This is a genomic window from Kocuria sp. WN036, assembly GCF_002287015.1.
In the GTDB taxonomy this organism is placed as follows: domain Bacteria; phylum Actinomycetota; class Actinomycetes; order Actinomycetales; family Micrococcaceae; genus Kocuria; species Kocuria rosea.
On sequence record NZ_NSKF01000005.1, the window covers coordinates 128,934 to 149,763 of the forward strand.

Annotated in this window: 17 protein-coding genes; 8 read left to right on the forward strand and 9 right to left on the reverse strand. The window is 73.5% G+C overall.

Translation table 11 applies throughout. The features are described 5' to 3' along the window. Positions 1 to 7 precede the first annotated feature (7 nt). The 6 genes from trpS to CK505_RS05445 all read right to left on the reverse strand — a co-directional run bounded on the left by trpS (position 8) and on the right by CK505_RS05445 (position 6,132). Complete coding sequence (trpS, locus tag CK505_RS05420) at positions 8 to 1,072, reverse strand: tryptophan--tRNA ligase (RefSeq protein ID WP_095650477.1); 1,065 nt, start codon at positions 1,070 to 1,072, stop codon at positions 8 to 10. A gap of 57 nt (positions 1,073 to 1,129) precedes the next feature. Continuing rightward, positions 1,130 to 1,966 (reverse strand): exodeoxyribonuclease III, encoded by an 837-nt coding sequence (locus CK505_RS05425; protein ID WP_095650478.1) that lies wholly within the window; start codon positions 1,964 to 1,966, stop codon positions 1,130 to 1,132. Positions 1,967 to 2,041: 75 nt separating this feature from the next. Continuing rightward, positions 2,042 to 2,569 carry a hypothetical protein gene (locus CK505_RS05430; RefSeq protein ID WP_031282329.1) on the reverse strand — a complete coding sequence of 176 codons (528 nt, stop codon included), beginning with the start codon at positions 2,567 to 2,569 and terminating at the stop codon, positions 2,042 to 2,044. Positions 2,570 to 2,694: 125 nt separating this feature from the next. Continuing rightward, on the reverse strand, positions 2,695 to 3,582 hold the full coding sequence (locus CK505_RS05435; RefSeq protein WP_095650479.1) for a bifunctional methylenetetrahydrofolate dehydrogenase/methenyltetrahydrofolate cyclohydrolase: 888 nt from the start codon (positions 3,580 to 3,582) through the stop codon (positions 2,695 to 2,697). 2 nt (positions 3,583 to 3,584) lie between these two features. Beyond that, positions 3,585 to 4,871 carry a serine hydroxymethyltransferase gene (glyA, locus tag CK505_RS05440; RefSeq protein ID WP_017832174.1) on the reverse strand — a complete coding sequence of 429 codons (1,287 nt, stop codon included), beginning with the start codon at positions 4,869 to 4,871 and terminating at the stop codon, positions 3,585 to 3,587. 34 nt (positions 4,872 to 4,905) lie between these two features. Further along, positions 4,906 to 6,132, reverse strand: a complete 1,227-nt coding sequence (locus tag CK505_RS05445) for a heparan-alpha-glucosaminide N-acetyltransferase domain-containing protein (protein ID WP_017832173.1) — start codon at positions 6,130 to 6,132, stop codon at positions 4,906 to 4,908. 238 nt (positions 6,133 to 6,370) lie between these two features. On the opposite strand from CK505_RS05445, the gene CK505_RS05450 reads away from it, so the two are divergent. The 4 genes from CK505_RS05450 (at position 6,371) to CK505_RS05465 (ending at position 12,845) form a co-directional block, all read left to right on the forward strand. Next, positions 6,371 to 7,117 (forward strand): response regulator transcription factor, encoded by a 747-nt coding sequence (locus tag CK505_RS05450; protein WP_017832172.1) that lies wholly within the window; start codon positions 6,371 to 6,373, stop codon positions 7,115 to 7,117. Positions 7,118 to 7,142: 25 nt separating this feature from the next. Further along, a complete protein-coding gene (locus CK505_RS05455; protein WP_095650480.1) occupies positions 7,143 to 8,753 on the forward strand; it encodes a cell wall metabolism sensor histidine kinase WalK in 1,611 nt (536 codons plus the stop codon). A gap of 196 nt (positions 8,754 to 8,949) precedes the next feature. Then, complete coding sequence (locus CK505_RS05460; protein WP_095650481.1) at positions 8,950 to 12,273, forward strand: beta-phosphoglucomutase family hydrolase; 3,324 nt, start codon at positions 8,950 to 8,952, stop codon at positions 12,271 to 12,273. Positions 12,274 to 12,308: 35 nt separating this feature from the next. Further along, positions 12,309 to 12,845, forward strand: coding sequence for a gamma carbonic anhydrase family protein (locus CK505_RS05465; RefSeq protein ID WP_017832169.1), 537 nt, complete (start codon positions 12,309 to 12,311; stop codon positions 12,843 to 12,845). An 18-nt stretch (positions 12,846 to 12,863) separates the two neighbouring features. Here CK505_RS05465 and CK505_RS05470 read toward each other — a convergent pair whose 3' ends face one another. Further along, complete coding sequence (locus CK505_RS05470; RefSeq protein WP_031282322.1) at positions 12,864 to 13,445, reverse strand: TetR/AcrR family transcriptional regulator; 582 nt, start codon at positions 13,443 to 13,445, stop codon at positions 12,864 to 12,866. A gap of 84 nt (positions 13,446 to 13,529) precedes the next feature. On the opposite strand from CK505_RS05470, the gene CK505_RS05475 reads away from it, so the two are divergent. From CK505_RS05475 to CK505_RS05485, 3 genes are all read left to right on the forward strand, one after another. Next, the gene (locus tag CK505_RS05475) at positions 13,530 to 14,624 is read left to right on the forward strand and encodes a Gfo/Idh/MocA family protein (protein ID WP_095650482.1); all 1,095 of its coding nucleotides are present in this window, start codon (positions 13,530 to 13,532) and stop codon (positions 14,622 to 14,624) included. Between the two features lie 138 nt (positions 14,625 to 14,762). Continuing rightward, positions 14,763 to 15,266, forward strand: a complete 504-nt coding sequence (locus CK505_RS05480; RefSeq protein WP_017832166.1) for an Hsp20/alpha crystallin family protein — start codon at positions 14,763 to 14,765, stop codon at positions 15,264 to 15,266. A gap of 210 nt (positions 15,267 to 15,476) precedes the next feature. Beyond that, a complete protein-coding gene (locus CK505_RS05485; protein WP_095650483.1) occupies positions 15,477 to 17,699 on the forward strand; it encodes an NADP-dependent isocitrate dehydrogenase in 2,223 nt (740 codons plus the stop codon). A 156-nt stretch (positions 17,700 to 17,855) separates the two neighbouring features. Here the strand turns inward: CK505_RS05485 and purH are convergent, their stop codons facing one another. Beyond that, complete coding sequence (gene purH / locus CK505_RS05490; protein WP_095650484.1) at positions 17,856 to 19,466, reverse strand: bifunctional phosphoribosylaminoimidazolecarboxamide formyltransferase/IMP cyclohydrolase; 1,611 nt, start codon at positions 19,464 to 19,466, stop codon at positions 17,856 to 17,858. A gap of 79 nt (positions 19,467 to 19,545) precedes the next feature. Continuing rightward, positions 19,546 to 20,127 (reverse strand): phosphoribosylglycinamide formyltransferase, encoded by a 582-nt coding sequence (gene purN, locus CK505_RS05495; RefSeq protein WP_017832163.1) that lies wholly within the window; start codon positions 20,125 to 20,127, stop codon positions 19,546 to 19,548. Positions 20,128 to 20,187: 60 nt separating this feature from the next. Here purN and CK505_RS18155 point away from each other — a divergent pair, with 60 nt between their 5' ends. Continuing rightward, positions 20,188 to 20,694 carry a hypothetical protein gene (locus CK505_RS18155; RefSeq protein ID WP_109222545.1) on the forward strand — a complete coding sequence of 169 codons (507 nt, stop codon included), beginning with the start codon at positions 20,188 to 20,190 and terminating at the stop codon, positions 20,692 to 20,694. Positions 20,695 to 20,830: the final 136 nt, after the last annotated feature.

A 20,830-nucleotide genomic window follows, 5' to 3' on the forward strand; every position in this document is an offset into this window, starting at 1 on the left:
ACCCAGCCTAGCCCAGCCCCCCGGACCCGCCCAGGCGCGGCAGGAAGCCCATCCGGTCGTAGACCCCCGCCAGGGTCCGGACGGTGATCTCGCGGCCCTTCTCGGCGCCCCGGGCGAGGAGGCGGTCCAGCTCCGCGGGGTCGTCCAGCAGCTCCTGGGCGCGGGCCTGGATCGGGTCCAGGGTCTCGGTGACCACCTCGGCCAGCCCCACCTTGAGGTGGCCGTAGAGCTTCCCCTCGTACTCCGCCACGAGGTCGGCCACGGGCCGGCCGGTGAGCGCCGAGTACACGGTCAGCAGGTTGGCGATGCCCGGCTTGGCCTCGCGGTCGAAGCGGATCTCCGTGCCGTCGTCGGTGACCGCGGACTTGATCTTCTTCGCGTTCTTCTTGGCCGGGTCGAGCAGCCGGATCAGCCCGCTCTCGGACGCGGCGGACTTGGACATCTTGGCGGTGGGGTTCTGCAGGTCGTAGACCTTGGCGGACTCGGCGAGGATCTTCGCGTCCGGCACCACGAACGTGTCCCCGAAGCGGGTGTTGAAGCGCTGGGCGAGGTTGCGGGTCAGCTCGAGGTGCTGGCGCTGGTCCTCCCCCACCGGGACCTGGTGCGCCTGGTAGATCAGGATGTCGGCGGCCATGAGCACCGGGTAGGCGAACAGGCCGACCGTGGCGTTCTCGGCGCCCTGCCGGGCGGACTTGTCCTTGAACTGCGTCATCCGGGACGCCTCGCCGAAGCCCGTGATGCAGTTGAGCGCCCAGGCCAGCTGGGCGTGCTCGGGCACGTGGGACTGCACCAGCAGGGTGGAGCGCTCGGGGTCGATGCCCGCGGCGATGTACTGGGCCGCCGTGACACGGGTCCGCTGGGCCAGGGCGGCCGGGTCCTGCTCGGCGGTGATGGCGTGCAGGTCGGCCACGAAGAACACGCACTCGTTGTCGTCCTGCAGGTCCACCCAGTTGCGCACGGCCCCCACGTAGTTGCCCAGGTGCAGGGAGTCCGCCGAGGGCTGCACCCCCGAGACGACACGGGGTCTGCCGGAGACGGTGGGGACGTCGAACGGTACGGGCTCAGGGGTCACGGTGCGGGGTCCTTCGATCGGGCGGGCGCCGGCGGGGGCGCGGAGCGGGCGAACGGGTCAGAGCTGGTAGTCGACCACCACGGGCGCGTGGTCGGAGAAGCGCGTGTCGTAGCTGGGGGCGCGGTCCACGGCGGCGGTCACCGCCCGGGCCGCGAGCCCCGGGGTGGCCATGTGGTAGTCGATGCGCCACCCGGCGTCGGTGTCGAAGGCCTTGCCGCGGTACGACCACCACGTGTACGGCCCGGGGACCGGTCCGGCCAGCTCCCGGGCGACGTCCTTGTACCCGTGCTCGCCGAAGAAGCGGTCGAAGTAGGCGCGCTCCTCGGGCAGGAAGCCGGCGTTCTTGACGTTGCCCTTCCAGTTCTTGATGTCGAGCTCGGTGTGCCCCACGTTGAGGTCGCCGACGACGAGCACGTGCTCCCGCGTGCGGGCGAGCTCGGGCAGCCGCTCGCTCATGACGTCGAGGAAGCGGTACTTGTCGTCCTGGCGGGGGGTGCCGACCTCCCCGGAGTGGACGTAGGCCGAGACCACGGTGAGCGTGGTGCCGTCGGCCAGGTCGTGGTCCGTCTCGACCCACCGGCCCGCGGTCTCGAAGTGCTCGTGGCCGATGGAGTCGCGCCGCCGCACGGGCAGCAGGGACCCGTCCCGGGCGTCCCGGCGGGTGGCCACGGCCACGCCCGCCCGGCCCTTGTCGGCGGCCTCGGCGTGGTGGACGTCCCACACCTGCTCGTCGAACAGGTCCCGGACGATCCGGTCGGGGGCCCGGACCTCCTGCAGGCACAGGATGTCGACGTCACGGCCCGCCAGCCAGTCGGCCATGCCGCGCTTGTAGGCGGCGCGGATGCCGTTGACGTTGACGGTGGCGACGCGCAGGACGTTCTCGGGGCGGGACATGCGGGGGCACCTGGCTTCCGGGTGGTGGTGAGCGGGGGTCGTGCTGCGGGGGTTCGTGCCGCGGGGCGGTCGGGGTCAGTCGACCACGGTGCCGCTGAGGGGCTCCTGGCGCAGCATGCTCATCCCGTTGCCGGCCGTGATGTCGATGGTGTCGAGGGCGCGGTCCAGCGCCTCGCGCTCGGGGCCCTCGACGGGCAGCGCGGCGAGCTCCTGCTTGATCACCTTGGACTGGACCAGGACGATCTGGAAGCTGTGGGAGAGCTTCTCGTCCCGCATGGAGCCGGCGGCGGCGGACCCGGTGACGGTGGGGGCGCGGCCGGAGCCGGTGCGCAGCTGCTCCCGGGCCTCGTCGACCTGCCGGCGGCCGAAGCGGGCGGCCTTGCGGACCATGAGCACCACCCAGGTGGCGAGCAGCAGCCAGCCGAGGGCGATGCCGGCGAGCGCCCAGCCCAGCCACGAGTTGGCGTTCGCGGCCTGCAGCAGCGCCACCACGAAGATCACCACGAGCACGGCCAGTCCGATCACCGTGCCCCACAGGGCGGTGCGGGAGGCGGGCTCGGCGGCCGGGGCGGTGGACGGGGTCGGGGATCCGAGGGAGCGCATGGTCCCCATTGTCTCAAATCCCGGCCCGGGCCACGAACCGGCGCGGGCGCCGTCCCCGCCCGGCGCCGGGGACGGCCGCGCCCCGGGAGCGAGGGCTCCCGGGGGCGCGGCGCGGTGGATGGCGCTCAGCGGAGGCCGGCGTGCCGCTCCGCGGTCTCCACCACGTTGAGCAGCAGCATGGCCCGGGTCATGGGCCCCACCCCGCCGGGGTTGGGGGAGATCCAGGAGGCCTTCTGCGCGGCGGCCGGGTCGATGTCCCCGGTGAGCCTCTTCTTTCCCGTCCCGGGGTCCTCCACGCGGGAGACCCCGACGTCGAGGAGCACCACGCCGTCCTTGAGGCTGTCGGCCGTGATCATGTGCGGCCGCCCGGCGGCGGCCACGACGACGTCGGCCTGGGCCAGCAGCGCGTCGAGGTCCTGCGTGCCGGTGTGGGCGAGGGTGACCGTGGCGTTGATCTCCTTGCGGGTCAGCAGCAGCCCGATCGGCCGTCCGACGGTCACGCCGCGGCCCACGACGAGCACGTGCCGGCCCGCGAGCTCGACGTCGTTGCGGCGCAGCAGCTCGATCACCCCGTTCGGCGTGCACGGCAGCGGGGAGGTCATCGGCTCGGAGACGTTGAGCACGAGGCGGCCGAGGTTGGTCGGGTGCAGCCCGTCGGCGTCCTTGTCCGGGTCGATGCGCTCGAGGATGGCGTTGGTGTCGATGTGCCCGGGCAGCGGCAGCTGGACGATGTAGCCGGTGCACGCGGGGTCCGCGTTGAGCTCGTCGAGGACGCGCTCGAGCTCCTCCTGGGAGACGTCCGCGGGCAGGTCGCGGCGGATCGAGGAGATGCCGACCTCGGCGCAGTCCTTGTGCTTGCCGCCCACGTAGGAGTGCGAGGCCGGGTCGTCGCCCACGAGCACCGTGCCGAGGCCGGGGGTGACCCCCCGCTCCGCCAGCACGGCCACGCGCTCGGCGAGCTCGGTCCTGATGGCGGCGGAGGCCGCCCGTCCGTCGAGGATCCGTGCGCCCACGCTCACCACTCCTCGAGGCCGTCGTAGAGCGGGAAGTCCGCGGCCAGCCGGTCCACGCGGGCCCGCAGGGCGTCGATGTCGGCCCCGGGCTTCAGGGCGGTGGCGATGATCTCGGCGACCTCCTCGAACTGCGGTGCGCCGAAGCCGCGCGTGGCCAGCGCGGGGGTGCCGATCCGCAGCCCGGAGGTGACCATCGGCGGCCGCGGGTCCCACGGCACGGCGTTGCGGTTGACGGTGATCCCCGCCCGGTGCAGGAGGTCCTCGGCCTGCTTGCCGTCCAGCTCGGAGTCGCGCAGGTCCACCAGCACCAGGTGCACGTCGGTGCCGCCGGTCAGCACGGACACCCCGGCCCGGGCGACGTCGTCGGCCCCGAGGCGCTCGGCGAGGATCCGGGCGCCCTCGACCGTGCGCTCCTGGCGGGCGCGGAACTCCTCGGTGGCCGCGATCTTGAAGGCCACGGCCTTGCCCGCGATGGCGTGCATGAGCGGGCCGCCCTGCTGGCCCGGGAAGACGGCGGAGTCGATCTTCTTCTTGAGCTCGCCCGTGGTGAGGATCACGCCGGAGCGGGGTCCGGCGAGGGTCTTGTGCACGGTCGAGGTGACCACGTGGGCGTGCGGCACGGGGTTGGCGTGCAGGCCCGCGGCCACGAGGCCGGCGAAGTGGGCCATGTCCACCCACAGCTTCGCCCCGACCTCGTCGGCGACCGCGCGGAACGCCTCGAAGTCCAGCTCCCGCGAGTACGCGGACCAGCCGGCCACGATGACCTGCGGGCGCTCGGCGAGGGCCTGCTCCCGGACCCTGTCCATGTCGATCGTGTAGGTGTCGGGGTCGACCTCGTAGGCCGCGATCTCGTAGAGCTTGCCGGAGACGTTGAGCTTCATCCCGTGGGTGAGGTGGCCGCCGTGGGCCAGGGAGAGGCCCATCAGCTTGTCGCCGGGGGTCATGAGCGCCTGCATGACGGCCGTGTTGGCCTGGGCGCCCGAGTGCGGCTGCACGTTGGCGTGCTCGGCGCCGAACAGGGCCGTGGCCCGGTCCCGGGCCAGGTTCTCGACGACGTCGACGAACTCGCAGCCGCCGTAGTAGCGGCGCCCGGGATAGCCCTCGGCGTACTTGTTCGTCAGCACCGAGCCCTGGGCCTCGAGGACCGCCCGGGGCGCGAAGTTCTCGGAGGCGATCATCTCGAGGGTGCCGCGCTGGCGGCCGAGCTCGTCGGCGATCGCCGCCGCGATCTCCGGATCGACCTCGGCGAGGGGCTGGTTGGTGACGGACGGGGACGTGCTCGTGGACATGCCGCTCCTGAAGTCGGGGACCTGGGTGGACCGTCTACGAGTTTAGGCGATGGCGGAGCACCCGGTCCCGTCCGGCGTGGGCGGCCCGGCCGACGACCCGCTCGAGGGGTCCCTGGCCCCGGGCGCGGTGCCACAGGACGGCGAACACGGTGCCCACCAGGACGTGCACGAGGAACCACAGCACCGGCTGCTCGTAGTGCAGCTCCAGGAAGAGCCCGAGCAGGTGCGCCGAGTACAGGGTGAGCGTCATCGAGCCGGCCGCGACCAGCGGCAGCAGCACGTGCCCGGCCCGGCGGGCCACGAGGAGGCACAGGCCGAGCACGAGGGCGCCGGTGCCCACCCCGCTCAGCAGGGCGAGCGGGGTGTTGGTGTGCGGCCCGGTCACGGCCAGCCACCACCAGGTGGCGGAGGGCAGGACGGGGTCCGGCCCGTACACGAGGACGTCCTGGACGTCCCCCCGGTCCAGGGAGGGGCTCGCGGCGAGCAGCCGCTCGATGCCGCCGAGGGGGTGCAGCAGCAACCAGGAGGTGACGGCGGAGAACACCGCGAGCGCGGCCCCGCCGATCGCGAGGCCGGCCTGCGTGCGCACGGCCGAGAGGTCCAGCCGGCCCAGGGCCAGGCCTGCGAGGAGGTAGACGAGGTACGTCACCCCGGGGTACGAACCGGTCACGAGCAGCTGGGCGAGGGTGGTGCCCGGCTCGGTGACGAGCTCGGCGAGGCCGGGGTTGTAGACGGTGAACCCGGGCAGCACGGGGCCGAGCGAGTGCACCAGCACGGGACCGAGCACGGCGAGCCCCGCCGCCCAGGCGAGCAGGGCGCGCACGGACAGGTGCAGGAAGGGCAGGGCGAGCAGGAAGAACACGCCGTAGTAGACCAGGATGTTGTAGGCGGGCGGGTCGCCGGGCGAGAGCTGGTTGATCAGCAGCCCCAGCGCGGTGATGAGCACCGCGCGCACGAGCAGGCCGGCCCGGTCGGCGGTCGCCCGCCGGCCCTCGTGCACCCGGGTCCCGCCCGAGCCGAGGGCCAGGCCCACGCCGGCGAGAAGGGCGAAGAGGGCGGCGGCCCGGCCCGAGAACAGCGTCCACTGGGCGGTGGCCTCGAAGGTCTCCGGGTCCCAGGACGGCAGGATGTGCACGGAGACCATGCCGAGCAGGGCGAGGCCGCGGGCCGCGTCGATCCCGACCAGGCGCCGGCGGGCGGGCGGGCCCGCGGACGGCGCCGCGGCCCGGGCCTGTCCGGCGGGGTGGCGGGTGTGCAGCATGGCGGTGGTTCCCCTCTCGTGGTGCCCCGCGGGCACCTGCCCGGGGGTCCGGGCCTCCGGGCCCGGTCGTGGATCCACTCCAGCAGACGGGGATGTGGCGCTCTTATCGGGTTCCTGTGCCGGGGCTGTGAAGTGCGTCCGCAAACGATCCGCAGGTGATCGGGGGCCGGTGCGGCGCTACGCTGAGGACGGTCCGAGGACGCCGGTGCCGCCGGCGGGGACCAGGAGGGATTCCGTCGTGACCGAGCCCGTGCAGCGGCCCACCGCCGTGGACCTCCCGCGCCTGCGGCACCCCGACGGGGCACCGGTGCGCGCGCTCGTCGTCGACGACGAGCCGCTGCTGGCCCAGATGGTGTCCATGGGGCTGTCGATGCTGGGCTGGCAGGTGCGCTCCGCCCACGACGGGGACGCCGCGGTGGCCGAGGCCCGCGGCTTCCGGCCCGACGTCCTGGTGCTGGACGTCATGCTCCCGGGCTGCTCGGGGGTGGAGGTGCTCGAGCGGATCCGCTCCTTCTCCCCCACCGTCCCGGCCCTGTTCCTCACCGCGAAGGACAGCACCGAGGACCGCATCACCGGCCTGGCGGCGGGCGGGGACGACTACGTGACGAAGCCGTTCGACATGGAGGAGCTGCTGCTGCGGCTGCACCGCCTGGTGCAGCGCGCGGGCATCGCCCACCCGGACGCCGCGGAGCTGGTCGTGGGCGACCTCGTGCTCAACGCGGACACCCGGGAGGTCAGCCGCGGGGGCGACGAGATCGCGCTGACGGCCACCCAGTTCGACCTGCTCCGCTGCCTCATGGAGAACGCGCGCCGGGTGCTGAGCAAGCCGCAGCTCCTCGAGCAGGTCTGGGGCTACGACTTCGGCGGCCAGACCAACGTGGTGGAGCTCTACATCTCCTACCTGCGCAAGAAGATCGACGCCGGGCGCCCGCCCATGATCCACACCGTGCGCGGCGCCGGCTACGTGCTCAAACCGGCCGAGTGAGCACCCGCCGAGGACGTGCCGCCCCATGAGCACCGGTCCCACGAGCACCGATCCGACCAGCACCGATCCGACCGGCACCGGCCCGACGGGCACCGGTCCCACGGACCCGGAGGCGACCGGGGCGCGGGCCCGGCCGCGGGGGGCGGGACGGGCGCTGCAGCTGCGCACCAAGCTGCTGCTGACGGTCCTGGCGCTGCTGACCGTCGCGTGCGCCGCGGTGGGCGCCCTGGGTCTCGCGGTCCTCAACGTGTCCCTGGGCGAGCAGCTGGACGGCCGGGTCCGGGACGCCTCCTTCCGCACGATCGAGTACGGGGTCCGTGCCGCCGCCGGGCCCTCGGAGGAGCTCGAGGCCATGATGGACGTCCCCGCGCAGGGCGCCGGCACCCTCAACGCCCGGGTCGTCGACGGCGAGGTGGTCCGCGCCGGGCTCTTCGCCCCCGACGGGACGCGGCAGGAGCTGACCGACGAGGACCGGCGGCGGATCGGGGAGCTCGTGACGGCGCTCGGCGCCGAGTCGGACGAGGAGGGGGGCCGGCAGTGGGGCCCCGTGGACGTGGAGCTGGCCGTTGGCGGCTACCGCGTGCTGGTGGTCGACGACCCGTGGGACTGGGGCCTCGTGCTGACCGGTCTGCCGCTGGCCGACAAGGAGGACACCCTGCGCAGCTTCGGGGTGAGCACCGCGGCGATCTCGACCGGCGCCATCGCCGCCACGGGGCTGGTCGGGCTCGTCGTCGTCCGGCGCACCCTGCGCCCCGTGGAGCGGCTCTCCGACGTGGCGACCCGCGTCTCGGAGCTCGACCTCGACCACGGGGAGGTGGTCCTGCCGGTGGGGGCCGTGGCGCCGGCCGCGCACCCGGACACGGAGGTGGGCCGGCTCGGCCACGCCTTCGGGCGGATGCTGGACAACGTCGCCCACGCGCTTGCTACCCGCCAGCGCAGCGAGACGCGCGTGCGCCGGTTCGTGGCCGACGCCAGCCACGAGCTGCGCACTCCCCTGGCCAGCATCCGCGGCTACGCGGAGCTGATCCGGCTCACGGAGCCGATGAGCGCGCAGGGCCGCAGCTCCCTGTCCCGGGTGGAGTCCGAGGCGGCCCGGATGACCGCGCTCGTCGAGGACCTGCTGCTGCTCGCGCGCCTGGACGAGGGCCGGGCCGTGGTCACCGAGGACGTCGACCTCCTCGAGCTGGTGGTCGAGACCGTCAGCGACCTCCGGGTCGCGGCGCCCGGCCACGTCTGGCGCCTCGAGCTGCCCGACGAGCCCGTGCTCGTGCGCGGGGACCCGGCCCAGCTGCGCCAGGTGCTCATCAACCTGCTCGCCAACGCCCACCAGCACACGCCCGCGGGGACGACGGTCACGGCCTCGCTCGGGACGGAGGCGGGCGCCGGACCGGGGCCCGGCGGCGAGGCCGTGCTCGCCGTGGGCGACGACGGCCCCGGCATCGGCGCCGACTTCCTCGAGCACATCTTCTCCCGCTTCGCCCGGGAGGACCACGCCCGCGCCGCGAGCTCCCGCGGCGCCGGCCTGGGCCTCTCGATCGTCGACGCCATCGTGCGCGCCCACCACGGGCGGATCGACGTCAGCAGCGTCCCGGGCCGCACCCGGTTCACCGTCCGCCTCCCCCTGGCCGACCGCTGAGCGGACGCGGCTTGCCCCCGCGGCCCCCGGGCCGTTTAATGAGCTGGTCAGGAACCGTCGGCACGGACGGCCGTCCCCGCTCCAGTGCCAAACCGCAACGCCGCGTCCGGGGTCCGTCGCGTGCCGCGTGCTGGGGGTTTCTCCGTGCGGTTCCGAGGGGTCGCGGACGCCGCACCCACCTTCCGGAGGAACTCTCGTGAACGCACTGCCCACCGCCCCGTTCACCGCCTCCCTGCCGCGCATCCAGGGCGCGGACGCGCTGCCGCAGGCGGTCGACCAGCTGCGCATCCCCCACGAGGCCGTGATCTTCGACATGGACGGGGTGGTCACGGACACCGCCGCCGTGCACGCGACGGCCTGGAAGACCCTCTTCGACGCGATCCTGTCCGACGACCGGCTCGAGCCGGCCGAGGCCGGCACCACGGTGGACCGCCGACCCTTCGACGCCGACGCCGACTACCGCCACTACGTGGACGGGCGGCGGCGCGAGGACGGGATCCGCTCCCTGCTCGCCGCCCGGGGCGCCTGCCTGCCGGAGGGCGACGAGACGCCGGGGGCGTGGACGGTGCAGGGCCAGGCCGTGCTGAAGAACACCTACTTCCAGGACGCCCTGCAGGTCCAGGGCGTCCGGGTGTTCGAGAAGACCGTGGCGCTCATCGAGCGGCTGCGCGCCGCCGGGGTGCCGGTGGGTCTCGTCACCGCGAGCCGCAACAGCGTCCCCGTGCTGGCGGCGGCCGGGCTGCAGGACTCCTTCGACATCATCGTGGACGGCCACTTCGCCGCCGAGCACGGGCTGCCCGGCAAGCCGGCGCCGGACACGTTCCTGACCTGCGCGAAGATGCTCGGGGTGAACCCGGCCCGCTCCGCGGTGGTGGAGGACGCCGTGTCCGGGGTGCAGGCCGCCGCCGCCGGCGGCTTCGGCATGGTGGTGGGGATCCGCCGCCACGGCGAGCGCAAGGACCTGTACCGGGCCGGGGCCACGGTCGTGCTCAACGACGTCGGCGAGCTCGACCTCGGCGCCCGCCGCGACGACCCCTGGAAGCTGGTCTTCGAGGGCTTCGACCCGGCCACCGAGGCCCGGCGGGAGACCCTGCTGACGCTGGCGAACGGCTACATGGGCGTGCGCGGGTCGGCCTGCGAGTTCCCCGACAACGGGGTGCACTACCCCGGCAACTACCTGGCCGGCATCTTCAACCGGGTGGTGAGCCACCTGAGCGGCCGCGACGTCGAGCACGAGTCCATGGTCAACGCCCCCAACTGGACCCACCTGGACCTGCGGGTCTCCGGCGGCGACTGGTGGTCGGAGGGCGGGCTGCGCCCGTCCGAGGAGCGGATCGAGCTCGACCTGCGCCGCGGGCTGCTCATCCGGTCCCTGATCCTCACCGACCTCAACGGCGACCGGGGCGAGGACGGGGCCCACGCCCGGCTGGAGGTCGTCCAGCGCCGCCTCGTGTCGCTGCGCTTCCGCCACCTGGGGGCGCAGGAGACCACGGTGACGGCCCGGGGGTTCTCGGGGCGGCTGCACCTGCGCACGGGCATCGACCCCAGCGTGCGCAACAACGGGGTCGCGGAGTACCAGGACCTCAACGACCACCACCTGGTGGACCTCGAGTCGACCTCGCTGCCCGACGACCACGAGACCCTGCTCTCGCACGTGCGCACCACCCAGTCCAAGATCGAGATCACCACGGCCCAGCGCACCACCATCGAGGGCGGCCAGAACGTCCGGGAGCGCCGCGAGATCCGGCCCGGCGGCACCGAGTTCCGCCGCCACCAGGTCAACATCGCCGACGGCCGCCCGGTGATCATCGACTCGACCACGGCCGTGGTCACGAGCCGCGACGCCGCGATCGGCTCGCCCCGCGAGGGCGCCCTCGCGGAGCTCGACCGCAACCCCAGCGGCGTCCGGGGCCTGCTGCCCTCGCACGAGATCGAGTGGTCCCTGCTGTGGGACCGCTTCGACGTGGACGTGTGCCCGGACCCGGAGGAGCGCACCGGGGAGCTGGCCATCACCCAGCTGGCGCTGCGGGTGCACCTGTTCCACGTGGCCCAGACGCTGGCGCCGCACATGTCCCTGCGCGACGCCGGGGTCCCGGCCCGCGGCCTGCACGGCGAGGGCTATCGGGGGCACATCTTCTGGGACGAGCTCTACATCCTCCCGGTCGTCAACCTGCACCAGCCGCAGGTGACGCGCGCCCTGCTCTCCTACCGGTGGCGCCGGCTGCCCATGGCCAAGCACCGGGCCACCGAGTTCGGGCTCGAGGGCGCGGCGTTCCCGTGGCAGTCCGGCTCCGACGGCCGGGAGGAGACCCCGCCGGAGCTGTTCAACCACCACTCCAACCGGTGGCTGCCGGACAACTCGTGGCGGCAGTTCCACGTGGGCCTCGCGATCGCCTACAACGCCTGGATCTACTACGAGACCACCGGTGACCTCGACTGGCTGGCGGGGCAGGGCTCGGAGCTGATCATCGGGATCACCCGGCTGTTCGCGTCGCTCACCGACTACGACCCCGCGGACGGCCGCTACCACATCGCCGGCGTCATGGGCCCGGACGAGTACCACGACGGCCCGCGCGGCCAGCACGGCGGCGGGCTGAAGGACAACGCCTACACGAACGTGCTGGCGGCCTGGCTGTTCCGGCACAGCGCGCACATCTTCCACGACATGGTGGAGCACCAGCGCGAGGAGCTCTCCGCCCGCTTCGACCTCTCGGCCGAGGAGGTCGGGACCTGGCAGCGGATGGCCGAGCGGATGTTCGTGCCGTTCAACACGGACGGCACCATCAGCCAGTTCCACGGCTACGACGACCTCGACGAGCTGGACTGGGAGTACTACCGGGCCAAGTACCGCAACATCGGCCGCCTCGACCTCCTGCTGGAGAACGAGGGCGACATGACCAACAACTACAAGCTGGCCAAGCAGGCCGACACGATCATGCTGGTCTACCTCTTCGGTCCCGACGGCCTGGTCGAGGAGCTCGGCCGGATGGGCTACGAGGTGGACCACGCCGCCATCGAGCGCACCGTCGACTTCTACATCGCGCGGTCCTCGCACGGCTCCTCCCTGTCCCGGGTGGTCAACGCCTCGGTGCTCGCGTGGCTGAACCCGGACCGTTCGTGGTCCTCGTTCCAGGACGCCCTCCTGGTGGACCTCGACGACACCCAGGGCGGGACCACGGGCGAGGGCATCCACCTGGGCGCCATGGCCGGCTCCGTCGACGTCGTGACCCGCGCCTACGCGGGGCTGCGCGTGCGCGGCGGCTGGCTCGAGTTCGACCCGGCCCTGCCGAGCCAGCTGGACGCCGTCTCGTTCACGGTGCTGTACCGCGGCCAGGTGATCCGGGTCTGCATCGACCACCACGTCCTGGAGCTCGAGGGGGCCTCCCGGCGCGCGGACGACGTCACGATCCACGTGCACGGCGCGGAGTACGTGCTCAAGGGCGGCCAGAAGATCCGCGTGGCCATCCAGCACGGGCACCAGCGCCCCCCGCGGCCGGCCGTCACGCGGCAGGGCGTCTGAGCCGCGGGCGGCGGGCCCGCCGCTAGGCTGGGCCCATGGCACACTCCACGACGCCCGGCACGGTCCTCCCGCACGGGGGGCACGAGCCCCGGATCGACTCCTCCGCCTTCGTGGCCCCGACCGCCACGGTCGTGGGCGACGCCGAGCTGGGGCCGGAGTCCGGGGTCTTCTACGGCGCCGTGGTGCGCGGCGACCGCTCCCCCGTCCGGCTGGGCGCGCGGTCCAACCTGCAGGACAACGTGGTGGTCCACTCCGACCCCGGCCACCCCTGCACGATCGGCGCGGACGTGAGCGTCGGCCACGGCGCAGTGGTGCACGGGTGCACCGTGGAGGACGAGGTCCTGATCGGGATGAACGCGACCGTCCTCAACGGCGCCGTGATCGGGACGGGCTCGCTGGTGGCCGCGGGCGCCGTCGTCCTCGAGGGCACCGTGGTGCCGCCCCGCTCCCTCGTGGCGGGGGTGCCGGGCAGGGTCCGGCGCGAGCTCACGGACGAGGAGCAGGAGAAGGTCCGTGCCAACGCGCGCACCTACGTCCGGCTCTCCGCCGAGCACCGCCGGCTCACCGCCTGAGCCGGGCCCGGCGGCCCGTCACTGCGCCGCGAGGGTGCGCGCGTAGTCCAGGTACGCGCCGTGGTCGAAGCCGGGCAGCAGGCAGGACTGCACCACCCAGCCCTGCAGCACCGAGAGGATGGCCTGGGCGAACATGCCGGCCCACTCGCGGGCCGCGTCGTCGTCGAGGCCCAGCTCCTCGACCGCCCACCGCCCGTAGCGCTCCTCCACCCGGTCCCGCACCCGCCCCAGGTGCTCCCCGGCCAGCGCGGCCAGACCGGGGTCGCTCACCGCCCCGCCCCACGTGATGAGCAGCAGGCGGGTGGTGGCGGGATCCGCGGCCAGCCGCTCCAGCAGTCCCACGACCCACGCCGCGGGGTCGGTGCCGGGCTCGTCCTCCGCGGCCGCGAGGACCCGGTCCAGGGCCGCGCGGGCGGCCGCGGCCACGAGCTCCTGCTTGCTCGGGAAGTGGTTGTAGAGCGCCCCCGCGGACAGCCCCGTGGCGGCGATGATGCGGTGCATCGACGCCCCCTCGTAGCCGTGCTCGAGGAAGCACTCGCTGGCGGCCGCCACGATCTCGCGGCGGCGCTCGTCCTTGTACTGCTGGCTCACCCGGGGCACGCCCTCAGCCTACGCCACGAACGGTCGTTCGATCGGAGTCGGCGGACGGGGACCCGGCGCCGGGCGGCGTGGCAGAATGCGCCCATGCCTGCCCAGACCCTCAGCCCGTTCGTCGACGCCTCCCTCGACGCCGCCCACCTGGACGACCCCGGCACCGCGACCGGCCGCACGCTCGGATGGGGCGTGGTCAGCACCGCCGACATCGCGGAGAAGGTGGTCCCGGACATCGCGGCGCTGCCCGACGCCCGGCTCGTGGCCGTGAGCTCGCGGGACCAGGACCGCGCCGAGGACTTCGCCCGCCGGCACGGGGTGGAGCGGGCCTACGGCGGCACCGCCACGAGCACGGGACTGGACCGGCTCGCGGCCGACCCGGACGTGGAGATCGTCTACGTGGCCACCCCGCACGGCTACCACCACCGGGACGTCTCGGCGCTGCTGCGGGCCGGCAAGCACGTGGTGTGCGAGAAGGCCCTCGCCATGACCGCGATGGAGGTCCGCGACCTGTTCCGCCTGGCCCGCGAGCACGGCGTCTTCCTCATGGAGGCCGTCTGGACCCGCATGACCCCCGGCTTCCGCACCGCGATGCGCTGGGTCCGGGAGGGCCGGCTCGGCCGGGTCCGCTCGGTCGAAGGGTCCATCGGCACGCACCGGGCCCTGGACCCGGCCCACCGCCTGTTCCGCCGGGCCGACGGCGGCGGGGTGCTGCTGGACATGATGGTCTACCCCCTGACGTGGACCTCCGCGGTCCTGGGGGCCCCGGAGCGCTGGAGCGCCCGCGCGGAGCTCGGCGCCACGGACGTGGACCTGGACACCGCCCTGACCCTGGACTTCGGGCACGGCCGGGCGCACGTGAGCGGCACCCTGTCCGCCACGGTCCCCCACCAGGTGACGATCAGCGGCACGGACGGCTGGCTGCGGGTGGACGGACGGATCAACTGCCCGACCACCCTGGTGCTGCAGACCGCCGAGGGCGCCCGCACGGGCGCCGCCCCCCTCGTGGAGCGCGTGGACGTGGCGGGCGCCGGATACGTGTTCGAGATGCGCGAGGCCACCCGCTGCGTGCAGCAGGGCCTGCTCGAGTCCCCCGTGATGCCGTGGGCCGACTCCCTCGAGCTCGTGGAGCTCTTCGACCGGGTGCGGGCGCAGATCGGCGTGCAGTATCCCCACGACGCCCGCTGAGGGCGGTTCGCCCTGGGCGATGGGGGCCGGGACCCGTTGAAGACCGCGGGGAGCGGGATTATCATGGTCAACAGTTGAGTTGATCGGACTCAACTAAATGTCGAAGACATTGCTCATATGGTTGAGGAGATGATTGACGTGGCCACGATGTTCACCCCGTTCAACGATTTCGACCGGCTCGCCGCCTCGCTGTTCGCCCGGCAGGGCCTGCGCGAGATGCCCATGGACCTGTACCGGGACGGCGACCAGTACATCCTCCGGGCGGACCTGCCCGGCATCGACCCGGAGAGCGTCGACGTCGACGTCGACGGCCAGCTGCTGACGATCCGCGCGGAGCGGGAGCTGCCCGAGGTGCAGGACGTCCAGTGGATCACCCGGGAGCGGCAGAGCTCCTCGTTCGTCCGCCAGCTCAACCTGGGCCAGGGCATCGACATCCAGAACATCGCCGCGAACTACGACAACGGCGTGCTCACGGTCACGATCCCCGTCTCGGCGCAGGCCAAGCCGCGCAAGATCCAGGTGGTCTCCGGACAGGGCGAGCAGCAGGCCCTGGGCGAGGGCCGGGACGAGTCCGGCGACCGCGTGATCGGCGAGGGCGAGCTCGTCAACGGCGCCGGGTCCACCCAGTCCACGGAGGGCTGAGCCCGGCCCCCGGCACCGGCACGCCCCCGGGCGGGGCCCCACGGCCACGGGCCCGTTCCCCGCGGGGAACGGGCCCGCCGCCGTGCCCGGGCCGCCCGCGGCCTCCGGCCGGACGGCGGGCCCGGCCAGCGGGCGGGGCGCCGCCTCGGGTATCTTGGCACCAGGAAGCACCACCACCGATCCGACGACATCCTGGGAGACAGCCCGCACATGGCCAAGATCATCTACACCCGCACCGACGAGGCGCCCCTGCTCGCCACCTACTCCTTCAAGCCGATCATCGAGGCCTACGCCTCGACCGCCGGCGTCGAGGTGGAGACCCGCGACATCTCCCTGGCCGGGCGCATCATCGCCGCGTTCGGCGACCGCCTCCCCCCGGAGCAGCGGGTGGACGACGCCCTCGCCGAGCTGGGCGAGCTGGCCAAGAAGCCCGAGGCCAACATCATCAAGCTGCCCAACATCTCCGCCTCCGTCCCGCAGCTGAAGGCCGCGGTCAAGGAGCTGCAGGAGCAGGGCGTCGCCCTCCCCGACTACCCGGACGAGCCCCGCACCGAGGAGGAGAAGGAGACCCGGGCCCGCTACGACAAGATCAAGGGCTCCGCCGTCAACCCGGTGCTGCGCGAGGGCAACTCGGACCGCCGCGCCCCCGCCTCGGTCAAGAACTACGTCCGCAAGAACCCGCACCGCATGGGCGAGTGGACGGCGGAGTCGAGGACGAACGTCGCCACGATGGGCGCCGACGACTTCCGGGACAACGAGAAGTCCGTGGTCATGGACGGCGACGACACCCTGACGATCCGCCTGGTGGCCGAGGACGGCAGCACCACGGTGCTCAAGGAGTCCGTCCCCGTGCTGGCCGGCGAGGTCGTCGACGGCACCGTGATGCGGGCCGCCGCCCTGGACGCGTTCCTCGCGGAGCAGGTCGAGCGCGCCAAGCGGGAGGACGTCCTGCTCTCGGTGCACCTGAAGGCCACCATGATGAAGGTCTCCGACCCGATCATCTTCGGCCACGTCATCGAGGCGTTCTTCCCGGAGCTCTTCGCCGCCCACGGCGCGGCCCTGGAGAAGGCGGGCCTCTCCCCCGCCAACGGGCTCGCGGCGATCCTCAACGGCCTCGACGCCCTGCCCGCCGACGTGCGCGACGACGTGCGGGCCGCGATCGACAAGGGCCTCGCCGAGGGCCCGAAGCTCGCCATGGTGAACTCCGACAAGGGCATCACGAACCTGCACGTGCCCTCCGACGTCATCGTCGACGCGTCGATGCCCGCCATGATCCGCACCTCCGGGCACATGTGGGGTCCCGAGGGCGAGGAGGCGGACACCCTCGCGGTGCTGCCGGACAGCTCCTACGCCGGGGTCTACCAGGTGGTCATCGACGACTGCCGCGCCCACGGCGCGTTCGACCCGACCACCATGGGCTCCGTGCCCAACGTCGGCCTCATGGCGATGAAGGCGGAGGAGTACGGCTCCCACGACAAGACCTTCGAGATCCCCGTGCAGGGCACCGTCCAGGTCGTCGACTCCTCCGGCGCCGTGCTCATCGAGCACGAGGTCTCCCCCGGGGACATCTGGCGGGCGTGCCAGACGAAGGACGTCGCGATCCGCGACTGGGTCAAGCTCGCCGTGACCCGCGCGCGGGCCTCCGCGACGCCGGCCGTGTTCTGGCTGGACCGCACCCGCGCCCACGACACCAACCTCATCGCGAAGGTCGAGCAGTACCTGACCGAGCACGACACCGAGGGCCTGCAGATCGAGATCATGTCCCCCGAGGAGGCCACCGCGTTCTCGATCGAGCGGATCCGCCGCGGCGAGGACACCATCTCGGTCACCGGCAACGTGCTGCGCGACTACCTGACGGACCTGTTCCCGATCCTCGAGCTGGGCACCTCCGCGAAGATGCTCTCGGTGGTCCCGCTCATCAACGGCGGCGGGCTCTTCGAGACCGGCGCCGGCGGGTCCGCGCCGAAGCACGTCCAGCAGCTGGTGGAGGAGAACCACCTGCGCTGGGACAGCCTCGGGGAGTTCCTCGCCCTCGCCGCGAGCCTCGACCACCTGGCGACCACGGCCGACAACGAGCGCGCCCGGATCCTCGGTGAGACCCTCGACCGGGCCACGGGCACGTTCCTCGAGGAGAACAAGTCCCCGAGCCGGAAGGCCGGCGAGATCGACAACCGCGGCAGCCACTTCTACCTGGCCCTGTACTGGGCCCAGGAGCTGGCCCGCCAGGACGAGGACGCCGAGCTGGCGCAGGCCTTCGCCTCCGTGGCGGAGCAGCTGGCGGCCAACGAGGACGCGATCAACGAGGAGCTGCTCTCCGTGCAGGGCCGTCCCGCCGACATCGGCGGCTACTACCGCCCGGACGACGCCAAGACGTTCTCGGTGATGCGCCCCTCGGAGACCTTCAACCGGGTCCTCTCCTCGCTCAGCGCGTGAGCTGAGCGCCTGAGCGGTGCGCGCGGGCCGACCGCGCGCACCGGCACGGGCAGCACGCACGGCAGCGGCCGCACTCCCCGCGGGGAGTGCGGCCGCTGCCGTGCTCGGGGCATGCCGTCCGGGGGCGCCTGCCGGATGACGGCCCCGGGAGATAGCTCAGTGGAAGAAGTGCCGCGCCCCGGTGAAGTACATCGTCACGCCGGCGGCCTCGGCCGCGGCCACGACCTCCTCGTCCCGGATCGAGCCGCCCGGCTGGACCACGGCGCGCACGCCGGCGTCGAGGAGCACCTGGAGGCCGTCCGCGAACGGGAAGAACGCGTCCGAGGCCGCCACGGCGCCGCGCGCGCGCTCGGCGCCGTCCTCGCCCAGGGCGTTGGCCCGCTCCACGGAGAGCTTGCAGGAGTCCACCCGGTTGACCTGGCCCATGCCGATGCCCACGGACGCGCCGCGGTCGGCGAGCAGGATCGCGTTGGACTTCACCGCCCGCAGCGACGTCCACGCGAAGGCGAGGTCGGCGAGCGTCCGCTCGTCCGCCGGCTCCCCCGCGGCCAGCGTCCAGCCGGCGGGGTCGTCGCCCGCGGCGTCGAGCCGGTCCGAGACCTGCAGCAGCGCGCCGCCGGAGATCTGCCGGTACTCGAGGACGTCCCGCTCGAAGCCCTCGGGCAGCTCGAGCAGGCGGATGTTCTTCTTGGCCTGCAGGATCTCCAGGGCCGCCGGCTCGAAGCCGGGGGCCACGACGACCTCGGTGAAGATGTCCTGCACGGTCTCGGCCATCGCCCGGGTCACGGTCCGGTTCGCGGCGATGACCCCGCCGTAGGCGGAGAGCGGGTCGCACGCGTGGGCCTTGCGGTGGGCGTCGGCGATCGGGTCCTCGGCGCCGGGGGTGGCCACGGCCAGCCCGCAGGGGTTGTTGTGCTTGACCACGGCCACGGCCGGCTCGTCGAAGTCGTAGGCGGCGCGCAGCGCGGCGTCGGCGTCCACGTAGTTGTTGTAGGACATCTCCTTGCCGTGCAGCTGGTCGGCCTGGGCGATGCCGGGGGACACGGCCTCGTCCACGTAGAGCGCCCCCTTCTGGTGGGGGTTCTCGCCGTAGCGCAGGGAGGCCGAGCGCTGCAGGGCCAGGCCGGCGTAGGGCGGCCAGAAGTTGGCGTCCTCGTCCTGCTCGAACTGCTGGGCCGTCCAGGTGGCCACCGCGGTGTCGTAGGCGGCGGTGTGCGCGAACGCCGCGGCGGCCAGCCGGCGGCGTGCCCGCAGGTCGAAGCCGCCCGAGGCCGCCGCCTCCACGACCGCGTCGTAGGAGGACGGGTCCACGACCACGGACACGGCCGCGTGGTTCTTCGCAGCGGCCCGGACCATGGAGGGGCCGCCGATGTCGATCTGCTCGACGACCTCGTCCTGGCCCGCGCCGGAGCGCACGGTGTCCACGAACGGGTAGAGGTTCACGACCACGAGGTCGAACGGCTCGATCTCCAGCTCGGCGAGCTGGTCCATGTGGTCCTGCTTCCGGCGGTCCGCGAGGATGCCCGCGTGCACCCGCGGGTGCAGGGTCTTGACCCGCCCCTCCAGGCACTCCTGGAACCCGGTGACCTCCGCGACCTCCGTCACCGGCACGCCCAGGTCGGCGATGCGCCGTGCGGTCGAACCGGTGGACACGATCGCGACGCCGGCCCGGTGCAGCCCCGTGGCGAGACCCTCCAGCCCGGTCTTGTCGTAGACGGACACCAGCGCCCTCTTGAGGGGCACGCGGTCAAGCTGGGTGGGGCTCACAGGTTCTCCAAGCGTTCGAGGTCTGGGGTTGCCGGCGGGATCCGCCGGGAACCATTTTACGGACCCTCGCCGGGCCTGCTCACCGGGCGTCGTGCAGGGCTCCCTGCCGGGCCGCCGCGCCGAGCGTGCGCACGAGCAGCTCGCGCTCGGCGGCCTTGATCCGCTCGTGCAGCTGCGCCTCGGTGTCCCCCTCCTCCACGGGCACCGCCGCCTGCGCCAGGATCGGACCGGCGTCGACGTCGGCCACGACCTCGTGGACGGTGACGCCGGTGACCTTCACCCCGTGCGCGAGGGCGTCCCGCACCGCGTGCGCCCCCGGGAAGGACGGCAGCAGCGAGGGGTGGGTGTTGACGATGCGTCCCGCGAACGCCTCGACGAACTCGGCGTCCACGATCCGCATGAACCCCGCGAAGACGATCCGGTCGGGCTCCCGGGCGGCCACCGCCTCCTGCAGGGCACGGTTCCACCGCGTCCGGTCGGGGTGGTCGCCGGGCCGGACGAGGAACGTCTCGACGCCGGCCTCCCGGGCCCGCTCCAGGCCGGTGCAGGGCTTGTCCGCGCCCACGGCGGCGATCTCGACGTCGATCCGGCCCTCCCGGACGGCGTCGAGGACCGCCTGCAGATTGGTGCCGGAGCCGGAGACCATGACCACGATGCGCATGCCCCCGAGTCTAGTCGGGCGGGCGGGGAGGGGCCCCCGGGGTGCCCTAGAGTGAAGGGCATGACCCCTCCCCGCCCGACCCCCGAGGCAGCCCCCGCGGACGCACGACGCGCCGCCGCGACCCGCACGGCAGGGGGCGCGCTGGTGTGCGCGGCGGTCGCCCTGGTGCTCGTCGGCTCCGCCCTGTGGCCGACCGTGGCCGGGGTCGCGCTGGCCGTCCTCGGGATCGGGCTGGGCGTCGCGGCGCTGGTGCGCTCCCGCGGGACCGGCAAGCGCCGGCTGCTGGTGCTGAGCGCGGTCGCCGCGATCGTGCTGGGCGCGCTGAGCCTGCTCACCGGCGGGGCCCGTCTGGCCCTGTGGCCGGTGGCCGAGGCCTACCAGGAGTGCGTCGCCGGCACCCTCACCCTCTCCGGGGCGGCGCAGTGCCAGCAGGAGCTCGAGGACGGGATCTGGAGCTATCTCTCCGGCGGCCCGGCGGCGCCGGCGTCGGAGGACGCCGCGGGTGCCTCGGCCGCGTCCACGTCGAACGCCTCCGCGGACCCGGTCTCCGCCACGGCCGGCCCCTGAGCCGCCCACGGGCCCGCGTCCCGGTGCCCGTCCGCGGTGCTGCGGCCGGTCCTGGGCCCGTCCGCGCCGTGCCCCTCGGTCCCGTGCTGGTCGGCCCCGTGCCCGCGTGCGGGCCGCGGCCTCCGCCGGCCGGCCG

Coding starts and splice junctions, on each gene's coding strand:
- CK505_RS05425 (WP_095650478.1), bottom strand. CDS start 1,966: ATGTCCCGCCCCGAGAACGTCCTGCGCGTCGCCACCGTCAACGTCAAC.
- CK505_RS05430 (WP_031282329.1), bottom strand. CDS start 2,569: ATGCGCTCCCTCGGATCCCCGACCCCGTCCACCGCCCCGGCCGCCGAG.
- glyA (WP_017832174.1), bottom strand. CDS start 4,871: ATGTCCACGAGCACGTCCCCGTCCGTCACCAACCAGCCCCTCGCCGAG.
- CK505_RS05445 (WP_017832173.1), bottom strand. CDS start 6,132: ATGCTGCACACCCGCCACCCCGCCGGACAGGCCCGGGCCGCGGCGCCG.
- CK505_RS05455 (WP_095650480.1), top strand. CDS start 7,143: ATGAGCACCGGTCCCACGAGCACCGATCCGACCAGCACCGATCCGACC.
- CK505_RS05465 (WP_017832169.1), top strand. CDS start 12,309: ATGGCACACTCCACGACGCCCGGCACGGTCCTCCCGCACGGGGGGCAC.
- CK505_RS05475 (WP_095650482.1), top strand. CDS start 13,530: ATGCCTGCCCAGACCCTCAGCCCGTTCGTCGACGCCTCCCTCGACGCC.
- CK505_RS05485 (WP_095650483.1), top strand. CDS start 15,477: ATGGCCAAGATCATCTACACCCGCACCGACGAGGCGCCCCTGCTCGCC.
- purN (WP_017832163.1), bottom strand. CDS start 20,127: ATGCGCATCGTGGTCATGGTCTCCGGCTCCGGCACCAATCTGCAGGCG.
- CK505_RS18155 (WP_109222545.1), top strand. CDS start 20,188: ATGACCCCTCCCCGCCCGACCCCCGAGGCAGCCCCCGCGGACGCACGA.